Genomic DNA, 16,374 nt, shown 5'->3' with positions numbered 1-16,374 from the left:
TTCATGGATCCATTAGATCGTATTCCACCCCATAACAATGAAGCGGAACAATCGATACTCGGTGCGATTTTTTTGGAGCCGGAAACGTTAATTACAGCATCTGAAATCATTATGCCGGTTGACTTCTACAAAGTAGCCCATCAAAAAATATTCGAAACGATGTTAGTGTTAAACGATCGTGGAGAACCGATTGATCTCGTTACTTTAACTGAAGAATTAAAAGCGGCGAATGAGTTAGAAAACGTAGGCGGGCTCAGTTATTTAGGAGAGCTCGCCTCTACTGTTCCTACCGCGGCCAATATCGATTATTACGCGCGTATTGTGGAAGAGAAATCATTGCTTCGCAAGTTGATTCGTGTCGCGACGACGATTATCGACGATGGGTATACACGAGAAGACGAAGTAGAAGAAGTGCTCGCAGAAGCAGAACGTAAAATGATGGAAGTATCAAGTCGGAAAAATGCAGGAGATTTTAAACCGATTGCGGACGTTCTGGTTGACACGTTCGAAAATATTGAACGATTGCATAACCAAAAAGGTGATGTGACAGGAATTCCGACAGGATTTACTGATTTAGACCGTATTACAGCAGGATTTCAGCGCAATGATTTAATTATCGTAGCAGCTCGTCCTTCTGTCGGGAAAACAGCCTTTGCACTCAACGTTGCTCAAAACGTTGCGACAAAAACAGAAGAAAATGTGGCGATTTTCAGTTTGGAAATGGGAGCCGATCAACTCGTCATGCGTATGCTTTGTGCGGAAGGGAATATTGATGCACAAGCTTTACGTACAGGAGATTTAGAAGATGAAGATTGGAAAAAGCTTTCCCTCGCTATCGGGACGCTATCAAATGCTGGAATTTTCATCGACGATTCTCCTGGAGTGCGCGTCAACGAAATTCGTTCGAAATGTCGTCGGTTAAAACAAGAACATGGCCTCGGAATGATAGTCATCGACTATTTGCAACTCATTATGGGGAGCGGTCGTTCAGGTGAAAACAGACAACAAGAAGTTTCGGAGATTTCACGTTCTTTAAAGGCGTTAGCACGTGAATTAGAAGTGCCAGTCATCGCATTATCACAGTTATCACGTGGCGTCGAGCAACGGCAAGATAAGCGCCCGATGATGTCCGACCTTCGGGAGTCTGGGAGTATTGAGCAAGACGCAGACATCGTCAGCTTCTTATATCGTGAAGATTACTACGATAAAGAAACAGAGAATAAAAATTTAATTGAGATTATTATTGCAAAACAGCGTAACGGTCCTACAGGTACGGTGACGCTCGCTTTTGCGAAGGAATATAATAAGTTTTTGAATGTCGATTGGAGCCAACAACCTCCACCGAGTCAATTTTAAAAGCCTTTCGTCTATTAATAGGACGAAAGGCTTTTAATTTTATGGGAATTTAAGGGAGTAATACTACATTATCATTACAAATCGTTTACAAACGATGAAATGTTAAAAAAATATGATACTTTTATAAAGGTGTCATTTGAAGAACAATGATGGAGGGTATACAAACTATGAAAGAACAACGTCGTAATTGGAAGAAAACGATTCGCAATGGTGCATTAGTTGTTGCATTACTCGTAGCAGCACCAATTACTGCAAATTTAACAGCAGCATCAGAACAGGAAGAATTACAATCCATTCAACATATATATATTAACGATCAATACATCGGAAAAGTATCTGGTGAAAAATTTATTGAAGAAACGAAAGAGCAATTAATTAACGAAGCGAGTGAAAAAAACTCAGAATTACACTACGTCATCAAAGATGATGTGAAAATCGTTCCAGAAATGACTTTCACAGGAAAAGCGAACAATAAAGAATTAGCGGAAGACTTACGTGATGCTTTCACAGTAGAGGCACAAGCACATGTCGTGAAGCTAGATGATTACCGCGCAATGTTCGTAAAAGATGAAGCACAATTACAACGTGTTTTACATAAGATGAAATTGGATTATGTATCAGAAGAAGATTTGAAAAAGCTTGAGCAAGGTGAGGAGATTGAATTAAATGAGCAAAGCTTTACACTCGTTAATTTAAATTTTTCACATCAAATCGTGACAGAACCAGCAACGACAACTCCGACGCGTGTCGTTTCGGATGAAGAATTGTATGAGCAATTAAAAAATGGTGTCGCTCAACAAACATATGTCGTTCAAGATGAGACGACATGGGAAGCAGTCGCTGAAAAACATGATTTAACAGCGGCACATTTACAATCGATGAATCCATCGAAAGAAGTAACACAAGGAACAGAGCTTATTATCCAACGTCATTCACCGAAAGTAACAGTAGAACAAGTGTATGAAATGAAAGAAAAAGTAGACATTCCTTTTGAAAAAGTGAAAGAGAATGATGCGACAATTTTAAAAGGTGAAGAGAAAGTAGCTCAACAAGGTAAAAATGGGGTTCAAATGAATGTTAATCGTGTACGTAAATCGAATGGTGAACGTGTAGGAACGAGTATCGCTAACGAAGAAATCGTAACAGAACCTGTTCCAGAAATTACGAAAGTAGGAACGAAAGAAATTCCTTCACGTGGAACAGGAACTTTCGCTTGGCCAGCAGTAGGTGGCTACATTTCAAGCGGCATGGGTTATCGTTGGGGACGTATGCATGAAGGAATTGATATTGCACGTCCATCGAATCATTCAATTTTAGCAGCCGATAATGGAACCGTTAAAACAGCAACTGGACATCCGACATACGGTAATTATATTGTGATTACCCATAATAACGGATATGAAACATTGTATGGCCATTTATCATCGATTCAGGTTCGACTGGGACAAGTCGTTTCAAAAGGAACGAAAATTGGTGTGATGGGATCGACTGGACGCTCGACAGGTGTTCATTTACATTTTGAAGTACGAAAAAATGGAGCGCTCGTCAATCCATTATCTGTATTACGTTAAAAATTGAGAGAATGAGGTGATGATATCATCTTATTCTCTTTTTATTTCCCAGAAAATAAAAGGCGTTCTCGTGCGAAATATGTCAAAAAGTGATAAAGTGAAAAGATAGAACAGTTATCGAAGAAAGGAAATAATACAATGCAAGATAAAAAAATATTGGTCGTCGATGACGAAAAGCCAATCGCAGATATATTAGAGTTCAATTTAAAAAAAGAAGGGTTTCAAGTGTTTTGTGCATATGATGGTGAAGAGGCACTACAAAAAGTGGAAGAAGTTCAACCAGATATTATGTTGCTAGATATTATGTTACCTAAGCGAGATGGGATGGAAGTTTGTCGCGAAGTACGTAAAACGCATGATTTTCCAATCATTATGTTAACAGCGAAAGACTCTGAGATTGATAAAGTACTAGGTTTGGAACTTGGAGCGGACGATTATGTAACAAAGCCTTTTGGAACGCGCGAACTGATTGCCCGTGTAAAGGCGAATTTACGTCGTCAAATGAAAGCTGAAACAGAAGAAGTTGAGGAAGAAACGAATGAAATTGTAGTCGGTGCTTTAACAATTCAGCCAGATGCTTATACAGTAATGAAGCGTGGAGAAACAATCGAATTAACACATCGTGAATTTGAATTGCTTTATTATTTAGCGAAACAAATCGGCCAAGTATTGACGCGTGAACATTTATTGCAGACCGTGTGGGGATATGATTACTTTGGAGATGTGCGGACAGTGGACGTAACGATTCGTCGTTTGAGAGAAAAAATTGAAGATACACCAAGTCATCCGACGTGGATTGTGACACGTCGAGGAGTAGGTTATTACTTACGCGATCCAGAACAGGAGTAAAACATGCGCAAAGTGACATTTTTCCGCTCGATTCATGTGAAGTTTGTTTTAATTTACATTTTGCTCATTTTAATCGCTTTGCAAATTATCGGTTTATACTTTGCAAAAGAATTAGAACAGACGCTGAAACGTAATTTTACGACTTCAATTGAAGATCGAGTGAACTTAATTGAATTTAGTGTTCGGGAGGAAATGCTCCGAGAACGAACAGAAAACGACCCAACGTTAGAACAAAGCTTGCGGGTCGTTCTTTCGAGTTTTACGTCAGAAGATATGAATGAAATACGCGTTATTGATTCAAAATACCGGATTGTTGCAACGTCCGCTTTAGACAATCAATCCATCGTCGGTCAACGTTCGACTGATGACACATTGAAACGTTCGATTACGTCTGAAACACCTTCTAAAATTGTGCTTGATCCGACTCTTGGAAAACGTGTGCTCGTCCAAACCCGACAAATTGTTGTAGGGGATGAAGTGATCGGTTCTTTATATGTCGAGTCCAATATTGAAAAGGTATATAAACAAATCGATGAAATCAACCGGATTTTAGCAGTAGGGGCAGCTGTTTCATTATCGATTACACTCATTATTGGAATATTTATTGCGCGCACCATTACACGCCCGATTTCAGATATGCGAAAGCAAGCGCAAGCGATGGCAAAAGGTAATTTCTCCCGCAAAGTAAAAGTGTATGGAAATGATGAGATGGGACAATTAGCGATCGCTTTTAACCATTTAACTAACCAGTTACAAGAGTCTCAATCGACAACGGAAAGTGAACGGCGTAAATTAGCCTCTGTCTTATCGAATATGACCGATGGTGTCATTGCGACAGACCGTAAAGGCCGAGTCAGTTTAATTAATGATTCAGCTTTGGATATGTTGCGCACGACTCGAGAGCTCGTATTGAACCGTCCGATTACAAGTGTGCTCAGTTTAGAAAAAGAATACACATTTGAAGATTTAATCGATTTGAAAGAGTCATTATCTCTCGATTTCAGTACGGAAGAAGAACCGTACATTTTGCGTGCAGCGTTTTCAGTCACGCAAAGAGAAACGGGTTATGTTACAGGATTGATTGCGGTCATGCATGACAATACTGAACAAGAAAAAATTGATATGGAGCGTCGAGAATTCGTTTCGAATGTCTCTCATGAGTTACGTACGCCGTTGACGACAATGCGTAGCTATTTAGACGCGCTTGCAGAAGGCGCATGGCAAAATGAAGAAATCGCTCCGAAATTTTTACATGTGACGCAAACGGAGACGGAACGAATGATTCGTCTCGTCAATGATCTTTTAAAATTGTCTCGCATGGATAGTGAAGAATACGAATTGAATCGAGAGTTTGTTGATTTTAATAAGTTTTTCAGTGCGATTATCGAGCGTTTTGAATTTTCAAAGTCTCAAAGTGTTCAGTTCCAACGTCAGTTTGCAGATGAATCACTATTTGTAGAAATTGATCCAGATAAAATGACACAAGTGATTGATAATATTATTTCTAATGCTTTAAAATACTCACCAGATGGGGGTACAGTTCGTTTCGGCATTGAAAAAGCCGAGGATGATATACTCGTATCGATAGCAGATGAAGGAATGGGGATTCCGCAAGATATGGTAAAACGTATCTTTGACCGCTTTTACCGAGCAGATCGTGCACGTTCGCGCGCGATGGGTGGAACGGGTCTTGGTTTAGCGATTGCGAAAGAAATGATTCAAGCGCATGGTGGTACGATCTGGGCAGAAAGCGAAGAAGGCAAAGGGACGACAATATTTTTCACATTACCTTTGGAGCAACATGAGGACGGTGAATGGGATTGAAATATATTGAGACAATTAAATCGGTCTTACTGTTCGTTTTAGTTATGATCAGCGTAGCACTTACTTTTACAATTTGGACATATACACCGAACCATGAAACGCTTGATTCTGCGAAGACGATTGATATTTCCATTGCTGAGAAGAAAAAAGTGGAACAATTAATTACGCCGTATAAAGCCATTTATCGCAATGACGTATTGCGTGGAACTCATGAAGAAGTGCGCCTAAACGAATTGTTTGAAGAGATGAAAGATTGGTCGATTCGAGATTTAACGTTAGAGCGTGAACAGTTTACGAAAGAGCGAGTCGATGAATTAATGAATGCAGACCAATCGCTTTTATTATATTATTTTGGTGAAGTTCCTTTCCGTATTTTTGAAAATGTTATTCCTGTTCAAGATGGAAATATACCAGAAGGCACGTTTGATCGGCTTGTCGTGACGAGACTAGCCGATCAAATAGAAATGCACTTCATTAATCGGAAACATGAATATTATTACACTTCTACAGTGAGCGTGCCTCAATTAAAACGAACAGAAGACTTCTTTTTAACATGGGCAAATGAGCTAGACGTATATGAAAAAGTATTAGGAAATACGATTGCGTATTTAGCGATTCCACAAAATAAACTTACAATCAATCAAAATATGTATTATCAAGAAGAAATTACACCGACACGCTTCCGCGATGCTTTATTTTCTGATCCGAATGCGGTACGCCGAAGTCAAATTGGAACCGTTCAGGAAGAATATGCGGACAATCATGCTTTGATGACCATCGATATGCAGACGAAACAATTAAATTATGTATATCCTTCTGCGGAAAGTAATGAAATTTCGATTCCGTCCGAATTGTTGTATCAATCAATCGATTTCATTAATGAGCATGGAGGATGGACGGATGATTATCGTTACGTGTACATGAATCCCATTACGCGCTATACTCGTTTTAAATTATTCGTTGAAGGTTTACCTGTTCATAGTGAAACGAAAGTATCGACAGAAATTGTGCAACAGTATGGAGACGGCCGTGTATTCCGTTATACCCGTCCTTACTATACATTTGATGCGACATTGTTAATCGAACGGAACTTAATTACTTTGCCATCAGGAGTGGAAGTGATTGAACATATGAAACGTAATCCTTCTGTAAATTTAGAAACGATCGAGGATGTGATTGTCGGATATATTATGCAACCAGACTTTGATAATCGTCTCTTTAAGTTAATTCCTGCTTGGTTTTACAGTGTAAATGGTGTTTGGCATCACTATGATTTAGAAGAGACAGGAGTGGCACGTTATGGATTGGGGTAAAACGAAAACTATTTTTATTATCGTCTTTTCCATCGTGAATATCTTTTTGTATTCTTTGTATGTCAATCAACAAGATCAAGTGAAAAATGTCGAAGTGCTTGGCTCGGTTTCTGTCGCAGAAACATTAAAACTTGATAATATTACGTATGATGCCTTGCCTCAAGGGGAGTTTGATTCTTCCTATATATCTGCCAACATCGTGAAGTTCACGGAAGAGATTACCTCACAATTAAAAGGCCAAACGCCAACGATTCAAGAGGACACGACATTGCGTTCTTCATTGGAAAAGCCATATGCTATTTTTAATGCAGCAGGAAAACTTCACCAAGTAGAAGAGTTTTTGGAGAAGTATGTATATTGGGGAGAACAATATACCGTTTGGGAAGTAGATGAGGAGAATCATACCATTCTATTATTTCAACAAGTGTTTGATGAACCGATTTATTACAGCCCGAGTGCCCAATTAAAATTGTATTACAATCGAGATGGTGAAGTGTACCGTTATGAACAACGCATGCTCGATGCATTCGTTAGTTTTAATCGTAAAAAAGATTTAGTGACGCCTTTTGAAGCGATTAGTTCTTTATCGACGAGAGGTCAACTTCGTCCAAACTCCACAATAAAACAAGTGAAATTAGGCTATTCGACGCTTGTTCAGTTTACGGAAAATCAAGTGTTTGCGCCGACTTGGCAAGTTGAAGTAGAGCTCGAAGATGGAGTGATTGAAAATTATTTCGTCAATGCCATTGAAGGAAAAGTTGTCGACTTAAAGCAAGAAAAATTAATAGAGGAGTGACGAAATGCAGTTTAGTGTGTTAGCGAGTGGGAGTACTGGAAATTCGCTCTATGTCGAACATGAAGGCAAAGGTTATTTAATCGATGCTGGACTTAGCGCCAAACGAATGACAGAACAACTCACCGCAATCGGTCGCTCTATTGAAGATGTAGAAGCGGTCTTTGTGACGCATGAACATAGCGACCATATTAAAGGAGTCGGTGTGCTCGCACGTAAACATAAATTACCGATTTATGCGAATGAAAAGACGTGGGCTGCGATGAGTAAATCAATCGGGCAAGTCCCGTCAGATTTACAATACAATTTCAAAATGGAAAGCGTCGAATCATTCGGAGGGCTTCAAATTGAATCATTTGGCGTCTCCCATGACGCCGCAGACCCGATGTTTTATGCGATGCATGCGAATGATCGGAAACTCGCTATCATTACGGATACAGGTTATGTGAGCGACCGTATGAAAGGCATTATTCAAGCAGCGGACGCATTCGTCTTTGAATCGAATCATGATGTCGGTATGTTGCAAATGTGTCGCTACCCGTGGTCAGTGAAACATCGAATTTTAAGCGATGTCGGCCACGTATCAAATGAAGATGCAGCAGTGGCGATGAGCGATGTCATCGGAGATAAAGAAACGAAAATCTTTTTAGCGCATTTAAGTAAAGATAATAATATGAAAGAATTAGCTCGCATGACCGTATCTCAAATATTGCAGTCTTTTGATGTCCCCGTCGATCATCAAGTACAATTATTTGATACGGATCCGGATATTCCGACAAAATTAATGAATGTATAAAGAGTTATCCACAGTACATCGTTTTGTAATGAAAATTTACAAAACGATGTTTTTTTGTTGGAAAGAAAGTAAATGTGGATAACTCAAGCGAATTGTGGATAATTAATAAGATGAATTATCAGATGATTTAAAATCGTTGTACAGCTTGATATGTCTTGCTTGAATCGATAAAATGGAAAAGGAATAAAGAAAGTAATTTTCAAAAAATGAAAAAGTTATCCACAATATTAAAGACATTTACAAAACCCATACATATAGTGGCGAACATACATTCATCCACAATATGTAGATAACTTGTGGATAAGTGGAGGAAAAAACATTATGCAAATGACAATCATCTCAGTCGGAAAGTTAAAAGAAAAGTATTTGAAGTTAGGAATCGCTGAATTTGAAAAAAGACTGCAGGCATATACGAAGATGAAAATGATTGAAGTACCCGATGAAAAAGCGCCAGAACAATTGAGTGAAAGTGAAATGGAATTAGTGAAGAAAAAAGAAGGAGAGCGCATTTTAGCGAAAATCGGTGCACAAGAATACGTCATCGCGCTCGACTTGCAAGGAAAGATGTGGACGAGCGAACAACTCTCTTCTGAAATCGAATCACTCATGACGTATGGCAATAGTAAAATTACGTTTATTATCGGAGGATCCCTCGGCATACACGAAGACGTATTAAAGCGAGCAGACGCAAAGCTCAGCTTCTCCAAAATGACATTCCCTCACCAACTCATGCGCCTCATTTTAGTCGAACAAATCTACCGCGCGTTCCGCATCATGAACGGAGAACCGTATCATAAATAATAATGATCAGCACGTGGTATGTTATGATTAACTTCGTAAAAAAGGAGTGTATTAAATGAAGAATTGTCAATTTATGATTTTAGCAATCGTCATGAGTGTATTACTCGGCGCTTGTTCGTCTTCGAACGGCACGAAAGTTGGAAGTAGCGGAAAGACGGAGCAATACGTTGAATATTATGGCACGTACGAGAAAGTATCAGAAGGAGAGTTAGAAGGGAACTATTTTGAAGATTACGAAGCGGTTCCGTTAGAAGATTATACGGGATCAAAGACGATTACATTAAAGAGCAATGGTACATATGAGTCTTATAACCGTCATTACTATAGCGATACGGGAGAGTTGTATCGTGAAGTGACGCGAAAATATCAATATCAATTTAAAGACAATCAAATTTTACGTGAACGAAACCTTGACGAAACGAATTATAAAGCGTTCAAAAAATTGTATTACAATGACAATGGCGATTTTGCAAAGTCAGAACGTGATCAATATGACGAATATGATTTAGTGAAAGAAGAAGAGGATTATGCTTTGTTCGATGTCACGACTTTTGAAGTGAATGATGAAGAAAGTGTTGAGCATGATGGTCCTGATAATCATTTAGAATATGACTTTATTAACGTAGAAGGCCAATTGATTTCAGTCAATTATTATAAAGATGACGATCAAACGAAGGTTTCTATTTATAAAAAAATCGATTAACTCTTAGTATTTGTTAATGAAATGTAAAAGGTTCAATTATTATTTTAGACTTTTGAGAAATAAGAATGAAATTGTTTAAATAAGCATATCTCGCGATAAAACGATGTAAAAAAAGGTTGAGATTATTTTTACCATACTATTCTAAAACATATTGCCATAATTGATTGTGAAAAGTTGATCATTCTCGTAACTTCTTTGTATGAAATATGTTAAACTATTGGATAGGTTATACAATTCCAGAAGAACCCGTGAGCGAATAGGAATGTGCATTTTTTTCGGATTCTTTTGAGTATCGATAAAAAAGTAAGGAAGGTAAAGATGACTAATCAACAGATGAATACAGACGTTATTTTAATCGGCGCTGGTGTCATGAGTGCTACATTAGGAACTCTTTTAAAGCAACTCGCACCAGAATGGAACATCACAGTATTTGAGAAGCTAGACGCTGCAGGAGAAGAAAGTTCACATGAATTAAATAACGCTGGGACAGGGCACGCTGCATTATGTGAGTTGAACTACACGAAGGAATTAGAAGATGGTTCAATCGATATGAGCAAAGCTATTTCAGTGAACGAACAATTCCAAGTGTCTCGTCAATTTTGGTCTTACTTAGTTGAACAAGGTCTTATCAAAAATCCAGAAGATTTTATTATGCCACTTCCTCACGTTAGCTATGTTCAAGGGGAAGACAATGTCCGTTTCTTGAAAAATCGTTATGAAACGATGATTCAAAATCCACTCTTTAAAGGGATGGAATTTTCGGATGACCTTGAAAAATTAAAAGAATGGCTTCCATTGATGATGGAAAACCGTACAGCAAGTGAACCGCTCGCTGCGACAAAAATTGATATCGGAACAGATGTTAACTTTGGGTCACTGACACGTATGATGTTCGATAATCTTGAGCAGCAAGGTGTAGACGTTGAATATAATCACGTCGTTGAAGATATTACACGCCGTCCAGACGGTCGTTGGGACTTAAAGATTTTAGATACGAAAAACAATATTCGTAAATTCCAATCAGCGAAATTCCTCTTTATCGGTGGTGGCGGCGGAAGCTTACCATTACTTCAGAAGACAGGTATTCCGGAAAGTAAACAAATCGGAGGCTTCCCAATTAGCGGAATCTTCATGGTTTGTAACAATCCAGAAATCGTTGAAAAGCATAATGCAAAAGTGTACGGAAAAGCAGCGGTTGGTGCGCCTCCGATGTCCGTTCCACACTTAGACACACGCTATATCGATAAAGAAAAGTCATTATTATTCGGACCGTTCGCAGGTTTCTCACCGAAGTTCTTAAAAACAGGATCGAATATGGACTTATTCGGCTCTGTTAAACCGAACAACTTAGTAACGATGCTTGCATGTGGTGCTAAAAATATGGGCTTGACGAAATATTTAGTCGAACAATTAGCGCAATCGAAAGAACAACGTATGGAAGAATTACGTTCATTCATTCCAGATGCGAAAGAAGAAGATTGGGAATTAATCGTTGCGGGTCAACGTGTCCAAGTCATTAAAGATACACCTGAAGAAAAAGGTAAGCTCCAATTCGGTACGGAAGTTGTGACGGATGAAGCAGGAACAGTTGCGGCATTACTCGGTGCTTCACCAGGTGCTTCAACAGCCGTTCACGTCATGCTTGATGTGATGAACCGTTGCTTCCCAGAAGAAATGCAAGAGTGGGAACCGAAAATTAAAGAAATGATTCCATCCTATGGTGTCGCACTTTCTGAAAACCCAGAGTTATTTAAAGAAGTGCATGAAGCGACATCAAAATCATTAAAATTAACGAAATAAAACGAAAGGCTGTCTCCTAAAAGAGACGGTCTTTTTTTCCCTAGGAGGTTAAAGAGATGAAGTGGACATCGAGTTACCGTATGTTACCCCGGATGTTTTATCAAGATGTGTTACCGAGTGTAGCGAAGGACCCTTCTTTCGTGTTGTGGAATGAGTCGCTCGCTGAACAATTACAACTAACCGATTGGCACGATGAAACAGGCCTTTTAAAGTTGAGTGGTGCGCAGTTAGATGATTGCTGGGAACCTCTTGCACAAGCGTATATGGGCCATCAGTTCGGTCATTTAACGATGCTTGGCGATGGTCGTGCAATCTTGTTAGGAGAGCTTGAAACAGAACGCGGTGTTGTGGATCTTCAGTTAAAAGGAAGCGGTCAAACTCCTTTTTCAAGACGGGGCGATGGACGAGCAGGACTCGGTCCGATGTTGCGTGAATATGTGATGAGCGAAGCCCTTTTCTATTTAAACATTTCCACAACACGTAGTTTAGCAGTCATTGAAACGGGAGAGACAGTGTGGCGCGAACGCCCTCATCGAGGAGCACTCGTCGTCAGAGTAGCAAGTAGCCATTTGCGAGTCGGAACGTTCCAATATGCTTATCATTACGGAACGAGTGAAGACGTGAAAGCTTTAGCAGATTATGCGATTCAAAAACATTATCCACATGTGGATAACGCTGAAAACCGTTACATTTCACTATTTCGTGAAGTGATGAAACGACAAGCGGCGCTCATTGCGAAATGGCAAGCAGTCGGATTTATTCATGGTGTAATGAACACAGACAATATGACGATTAGCGGAGAGACGATCGATTACGGACCATGTGCTTTTATGAATCAATACGATCTGGATACTGTATTTAGTTCGATTGATGTGCAAGGAAGATACGCATACGGTCGCCAACCTCAAATCGGTGGATGGAATTTAGCGAGATTCGTCGAAACCTTATTGCCTTTGTTTGGAGAAGGAGAAGAAGGGCTTGAAATCGCACAACGTGAATTAAATGCGTACGGTTCTTTATTTGAACATTATTGGCTAGAAGAGATGCGAAAGAAACTCGCCTTGCACGAAGGAGAAGAAGCATTACTCGATGAATTATTTGTCTGTATGCGCCGTGAACAGCGCGATTGGACGGAAACATTCCGTGATTTAACAGTGGAAAACGAAGAATGTTTACAATTAGAGTGTTCTAAAGAGATGAAAGATTGGTACGTGAAATGGAAACAGACGACAGAGGGAAGAGAACAGGAGCTTCAAAAAATGCAAGAAGTGAATCCTGCTTTTATTCCGCGCAATCATCTCGTCGATCAAGCGATTGAACGGATGGAATTGACGAACGACCGCACGTTGTTAGAACGCTTGCTTCGATTCAGTCGAGAACCTTTCGCATATACAGAAGAGCAATTGGCATACCGATTACCAGAAGAAGAAAAAACGAGAATGCATCAAACTTTTTGTGGGACGTAAAAAAACGACTAGTTTCTAGTCGTTTTTCTTTTGGACGATAAATCCAAGATGACGGCCGCATTGACGGTTCTGCCGATAAGAAAAAGCATTTGACGTATCGAATGTGCAACGCTCGTCGAAGTGGAGATGATGTGCTGGAATGCCAGATTGGATAAGCTGTTGTTGAACGACTCCACGCGTATCGATATGCCACTTTTTCGTTTCTTCTTTAAAATGAATAAATGGTAAAGCATCATCGAGTTTTGCGAATTTCTCGTATACATCGCGGTCAACTTCGAAATTGTGTTGCTGGATGGAAGGGCCGACGAATACGTGAAAGTCTTCTATACTACGTCGTTCATTATTTTGAATCGTTGCAAATGTTGTGCCGACGATGTTTTGAAGTGTACCTTGCCAACCTGAGTGAATGGCACCAATGATATGATCTCGTTCGTTGTAAAAGAGGAGTGGAATGCAATCGGCGACAAAGGTGGAAAGAACGATATCGAATTCAGTCGTATAAAGTGCATCCGTACTTGGAATTCCTTCTTCATAACAAAAAGCGCCACGACCTGCATCTTCGTATGTCACTTTATGAACATTCGCACTGTGCGTTTGTTGGGCACAAACGAATTGTTCAAGCGGATATTGAATCGCTTCAGCTAATGTTTGCCGATTTTTTATAATATCCACATGTGGATGACCCGTATGAAGTGCCATTGAAAAATGACTCGGCTTTGTGTCATCTTTCATCGTCCATCCTGCTATAATAGAGTCTCTCTTTTTCCATTCAATCATAAGCTCACCTCGAATAGTATATTTGAAAAGTAAATATAAAATCTGTACCAATACAGAAAGTATAACAAAAAAATCGCAAACGACGAAATCGTTTGCGAACGAATATTAATGTGTGAAGTTATCGAAATATCCTTGAATGTAGACGATTGGTGTCCCTTTATCTCCACTGCCGGAAGTAAGGTCAGAGAGAGAACCGATTAAATCAGTTAAACGACGAGGTGTCGTTCCTTGAGCTTCAATCGCACCTGTTAAATCTTCGTCTTTATTTTGAATAAATTCGTGTAAAGCTTCATTTAAAGCATCGCCTTCTAAATGAGCGAAGTTGTTATCGGCTAAATATTTAAGCTTCACTTCATTCGGTTTTCCTTCAAGACCTGCTGTGAAAGCAGGAGAAACGACTGGATCAGCGAGCTCCCAAATTTTCCCCGCAGGGTCTTTAAATGCTCCATCTCCATAAACCATCACTTCGACTTGTTTGCCAGTCGCTTCTTTCAACATCTTTTGAATGTTGTCGACGACTGGTTGGCAGTCGCGTGGGAATAATTTCAAACCATCATCTGTCGATTTGTTCGATCCGAGTAAGCCGAACTGTTCGTTATAGCCACTGCCGTCAACAGACTGTGCTAAAATATCATCCAATGTGTGTACGAGTTCAGCACCATTATCTTCTAAAATGCGCTTCGTACGGAAACGTGTATGAATATCACATGTGAGCACATGCTTCGTATATTTTAAAATTGTTTTTGGTTTTTGAGAGAAAATAATTTCACATTCTGTGCCGTATTCTTCAACGAGCGAACGATAATATTCGATGTAGTCGACGCCAGTGAATGTATGTTTTTGATATCCGAATAATTCACGGAATTCTGCTTCTGTTAAAACGTCTGTCCACGGGTTTACGCCTTTTGCATCTAATTGGTCTAAACTAATCAAATGGTTACCGACTTCATCCGCGGGATAGCTAAGCATGATGACAACTTTTTTAGAACCTTTTGCCACGCCTCGTAAAATGTTCGAAAAGCGGTTACGGCTTAAAATTGGGAAAATAACTCCGATTGTTTCATCTTTAAATTTTGCGTGCACATCTTGTGCAATTTGATCAATTGTTGCGTAATTACCTTGAGCACGAGCGACGATGGATTCCGTAATTGAAACGATGTCGCGATCGCGAATTTCAAACCCTTCCACTTCTGCAGCTTTTAAAACACTGTCGACGACGATTTGTTCAATGTCGTCACCTTCATGAATAATTGGGCAACGGAGACCTCTTGAGACTGTTCCTACTACTCGTTCCATTATAAAATCGCTCCTTCAAATTGAATAAATGACAATTTTGTACACTTGTACTATACCGTACTTTCATGCTATAAGTAAAATTAATATATTCTATAAGTGGTATAAGGAGTGCTTATGATTATTAAGTTAGATCTATATCGTATTTTTTATGAAGTGGGGAAATACGCTAGTTTCTCTAAAGCAGCAGAAGCTCTTTATTTAACGCAACCTGCTGTCAGTCAATCGATTCGTCAATTAGAAGAGCAATTGGAAGTTCGTTTATTTAATCGAACGACAAAAGGAGTTCATTTAACGAAAGAAGGCGAGTTACTGTATGAATATGCGCAATCTGCCATTCACTTATTAGAAGCCGGAGAGCGCAAATTAGACGAATTAAAAGGTGTTGCCTATGGAGAGTTAGCGATTGGTGTAGGGGATGCGATTTCTCGTTATTATTTAATGCCGTATTTAGCGCAGTTTCATCGTTTGTATCCGAATATTAAATTTCGTTTAGAAAATGGTACGACAAATGAATTGAGACAATTGTTAAAGCAAGGAGATTTAGATATTGCCCTTTGCAATTTGCCGATTGAAGATGAACAGTTGGCGATTGTTCCGACGTTTGATGTGCAAGATGTATTCGTATACGGTGAAAAATATCAAAAACTTTTAGAAGGTGTCGTCACGTATGAACAACTAGCGAAACTCCCTTTAATTATGTTGGAAAGGAAATCAAATTCACGCCAATATGTCGAATCGTATTTAAAATTGAAAGGCGTCGATATTGAGCCGGAGTTTGAATTAGGTTCTCATGATTTGCTTTTGCAATTTGCAAAGACGAATTTTGGAGTGGCAGCAGTGACGAGAGAATTTGCGACGGAATATTTCCGAGAAGGAAGTTTACGAGAAGTACAATTAGAAGAACCGATTCCCCAAAGGCAAATCGGGATTTGTTATTTAAATACGGTTGCATTATCTCCAGCAGCGGAACGATTTTACAATATTGTAATACATCCAGTGAGTTAGAACGCCAAAAAAGAAGGGAAAGGA

14 protein-coding genes are annotated in these 16,374 nt (G+C 39.3%); 12 read left to right on the top strand and 2 right to left on the bottom strand.

Annotated features, from left to right (window positions below):
- The first annotated feature begins 3 nt into the window (after positions 1-3).
- From dnaB to IRY55_RS12125, 11 genes are all read left to right on the top strand, one after another.
- Entirely contained in the window at positions 4-1,356 is a 1,353-nt protein-coding gene (gene dnaB / locus IRY55_RS12175; RefSeq protein WP_194563604.1) for a replicative DNA helicase, read from the top strand.
- A 167-nt stretch (positions 1,357-1,523) separates the two neighbouring features.
- Complete coding sequence (locus IRY55_RS12170) at positions 1,524-2,927, top strand: M23 family metallopeptidase (RefSeq protein ID WP_194563603.1); 1,404 nt, start codon at positions 1,524-1,526, stop codon at positions 2,925-2,927.
- Positions 2,928-3,065: 138 nt separating this feature from the next.
- Entirely contained in the window at positions 3,066-3,776 is a 711-nt protein-coding gene (yycF, locus tag IRY55_RS12165) for a response regulator YycF (protein ID WP_194563602.1), read from the top strand.
- 3 nt (positions 3,777-3,779) lie between these two features.
- Positions 3,780-5,600 (top strand): cell wall metabolism sensor histidine kinase WalK, encoded by a 1,821-nt coding sequence (walK, locus tag IRY55_RS12160; RefSeq protein ID WP_194563601.1) that lies wholly within the window; start codon positions 3,780-3,782, stop codon positions 5,598-5,600.
- A complete protein-coding gene (locus IRY55_RS12155) occupies positions 5,591-6,913 on the top strand; it encodes a YycH family regulatory protein (RefSeq protein WP_194563600.1) in 1,323 nt (440 codons plus the stop codon). Before walK ends, IRY55_RS12155 begins: the two co-directional genes overlap by 10 nt.
- Entirely contained in the window at positions 6,900-7,709 is an 810-nt protein-coding gene (locus tag IRY55_RS12150) for a two-component system regulatory protein YycI (protein ID WP_194563599.1), read from the top strand. Before IRY55_RS12155 ends, IRY55_RS12150 begins: the two co-directional genes overlap by 14 nt.
- A 4-nt stretch (positions 7,710-7,713) precedes the next feature.
- Positions 7,714-8,502, top strand: coding sequence for an MBL fold metallo-hydrolase (locus IRY55_RS12145; RefSeq protein WP_194563598.1), 789 nt, complete (start codon positions 7,714-7,716; stop codon positions 8,500-8,502).
- A 321-nt stretch (positions 8,503-8,823) separates the two neighbouring features.
- Positions 8,824-9,303 carry a 23S rRNA (pseudouridine(1915)-N(3))-methyltransferase RlmH gene (rlmH, locus tag IRY55_RS12140; RefSeq protein WP_194563597.1) on the top strand — a complete coding sequence of 160 codons (480 nt, stop codon included), beginning with the start codon at positions 8,824-8,826 and terminating at the stop codon, positions 9,301-9,303.
- 55 nt (positions 9,304-9,358) lie between these two features.
- Positions 9,359-10,006, top strand: coding sequence for a hypothetical protein (locus tag IRY55_RS12135; RefSeq protein WP_194563596.1), 648 nt, complete (start codon positions 9,359-9,361; stop codon positions 10,004-10,006).
- 291 nt (positions 10,007-10,297) lie between these two features.
- Positions 10,298-11,806, top strand: coding sequence for a malate dehydrogenase (quinone) (mqo, locus tag IRY55_RS12130; RefSeq protein WP_328799658.1), 1,509 nt, complete (start codon positions 10,298-10,300; stop codon positions 11,804-11,806).
- 56 nt (positions 11,807-11,862) lie between these two features.
- Positions 11,863-13,272 (top strand): protein adenylyltransferase SelO, encoded by a 1,410-nt coding sequence (locus IRY55_RS12125; RefSeq protein ID WP_194563594.1) that lies wholly within the window; start codon positions 11,863-11,865, stop codon positions 13,270-13,272.
- A 15-nt stretch (positions 13,273-13,287) separates the two neighbouring features.
- On the opposite strand, the gene pgeF is transcribed toward IRY55_RS12125, so the two are convergent.
- Together pgeF and IRY55_RS12115 are read right to left on the bottom strand one after the other, a co-directional pair.
- On the bottom strand, positions 13,288-14,049 hold the full coding sequence (pgeF, locus tag IRY55_RS12120) for a peptidoglycan editing factor PgeF (protein ID WP_194563593.1): 762 nt from the start codon (positions 14,047-14,049) through the stop codon (positions 13,288-13,290).
- Between the two features lie 105 nt (positions 14,050-14,154).
- Complete coding sequence (locus IRY55_RS12115) at positions 14,155-15,345, bottom strand: coenzyme F420-0:L-glutamate ligase (protein WP_194563592.1); 1,191 nt, start codon at positions 15,343-15,345, stop codon at positions 14,155-14,157.
- Positions 15,346-15,459: 114 nt separating this feature from the next.
- On the opposite strand from IRY55_RS12115, the gene IRY55_RS12110 reads away from it, so the two are divergent.
- Entirely contained in the window at positions 15,460-16,350 is an 891-nt protein-coding gene (locus IRY55_RS12110; RefSeq protein ID WP_194563591.1) for a LysR family transcriptional regulator, read from the top strand.
- The last annotated feature ends 24 nt before the right edge of the window (positions 16,351-16,374 follow it).

Origin of the sequence: Savagea serpentis, from assembly GCF_015351395.1 — a bacterium.
Taxonomy (GTDB): domain Bacteria; phylum Bacillota; class Bacilli; order Bacillales_A; family Planococcaceae; genus Savagea; species Savagea serpentis.
This window is presented reverse-complemented; position numbering and strand designations above follow the sequence as displayed.

What these genes read in the sequence shown, in the direction of transcription:
- IRY55_RS12115 (WP_194563592.1), bottom strand. Translation starts at nt 15,345, where the DNA reads ATGGAACGAGTAGTAGGAACAGTCTCAAGAGGTCTCCGTTGCCCAATT.
- IRY55_RS12145 (WP_194563598.1), top strand. Translation starts at nt 7,714, where the DNA reads ATGCAGTTTAGTGTGTTAGCGAGTGGGAGTACTGGAAATTCGCTCTAT.
- IRY55_RS12125 (WP_194563594.1), top strand. Translation starts at nt 11,863, where the DNA reads ATGAAGTGGACATCGAGTTACCGTATGTTACCCCGGATGTTTTATCAA.
- IRY55_RS12150 (WP_194563599.1), top strand. Translation starts at nt 6,900, where the DNA reads ATGGATTGGGGTAAAACGAAAACTATTTTTATTATCGTCTTTTCCATC.
- dnaB (WP_194563604.1), top strand. Translation starts at nt 4, where the DNA reads ATGGATCCATTAGATCGTATTCCACCCCATAACAATGAAGCGGAACAA.
- pgeF (WP_194563593.1), bottom strand. Translation starts at nt 14,049, where the DNA reads ATGATTGAATGGAAAAAGAGAGACTCTATTATAGCAGGATGGACGATG.
- IRY55_RS12110 (WP_194563591.1), top strand. Translation starts at nt 15,460, where the DNA reads ATGATTATTAAGTTAGATCTATATCGTATTTTTTATGAAGTGGGGAAA.
- yycF (WP_194563602.1), top strand. Translation starts at nt 3,066, where the DNA reads ATGCAAGATAAAAAAATATTGGTCGTCGATGACGAAAAGCCAATCGCA.
- IRY55_RS12170 (WP_194563603.1), top strand. Translation starts at nt 1,524, where the DNA reads ATGAAAGAACAACGTCGTAATTGGAAGAAAACGATTCGCAATGGTGCA.
- IRY55_RS12155 (WP_194563600.1), top strand. Translation starts at nt 5,591, where the DNA reads ATGGGATTGAAATATATTGAGACAATTAAATCGGTCTTACTGTTCGTT.
- rlmH (WP_194563597.1), top strand. Translation starts at nt 8,824, where the DNA reads ATGCAAATGACAATCATCTCAGTCGGAAAGTTAAAAGAAAAGTATTTG.
- IRY55_RS12135 (WP_194563596.1), top strand. Translation starts at nt 9,359, where the DNA reads ATGAAGAATTGTCAATTTATGATTTTAGCAATCGTCATGAGTGTATTA.
- walK (WP_194563601.1), top strand. Translation starts at nt 3,780, where the DNA reads ATGCGCAAAGTGACATTTTTCCGCTCGATTCATGTGAAGTTTGTTTTA.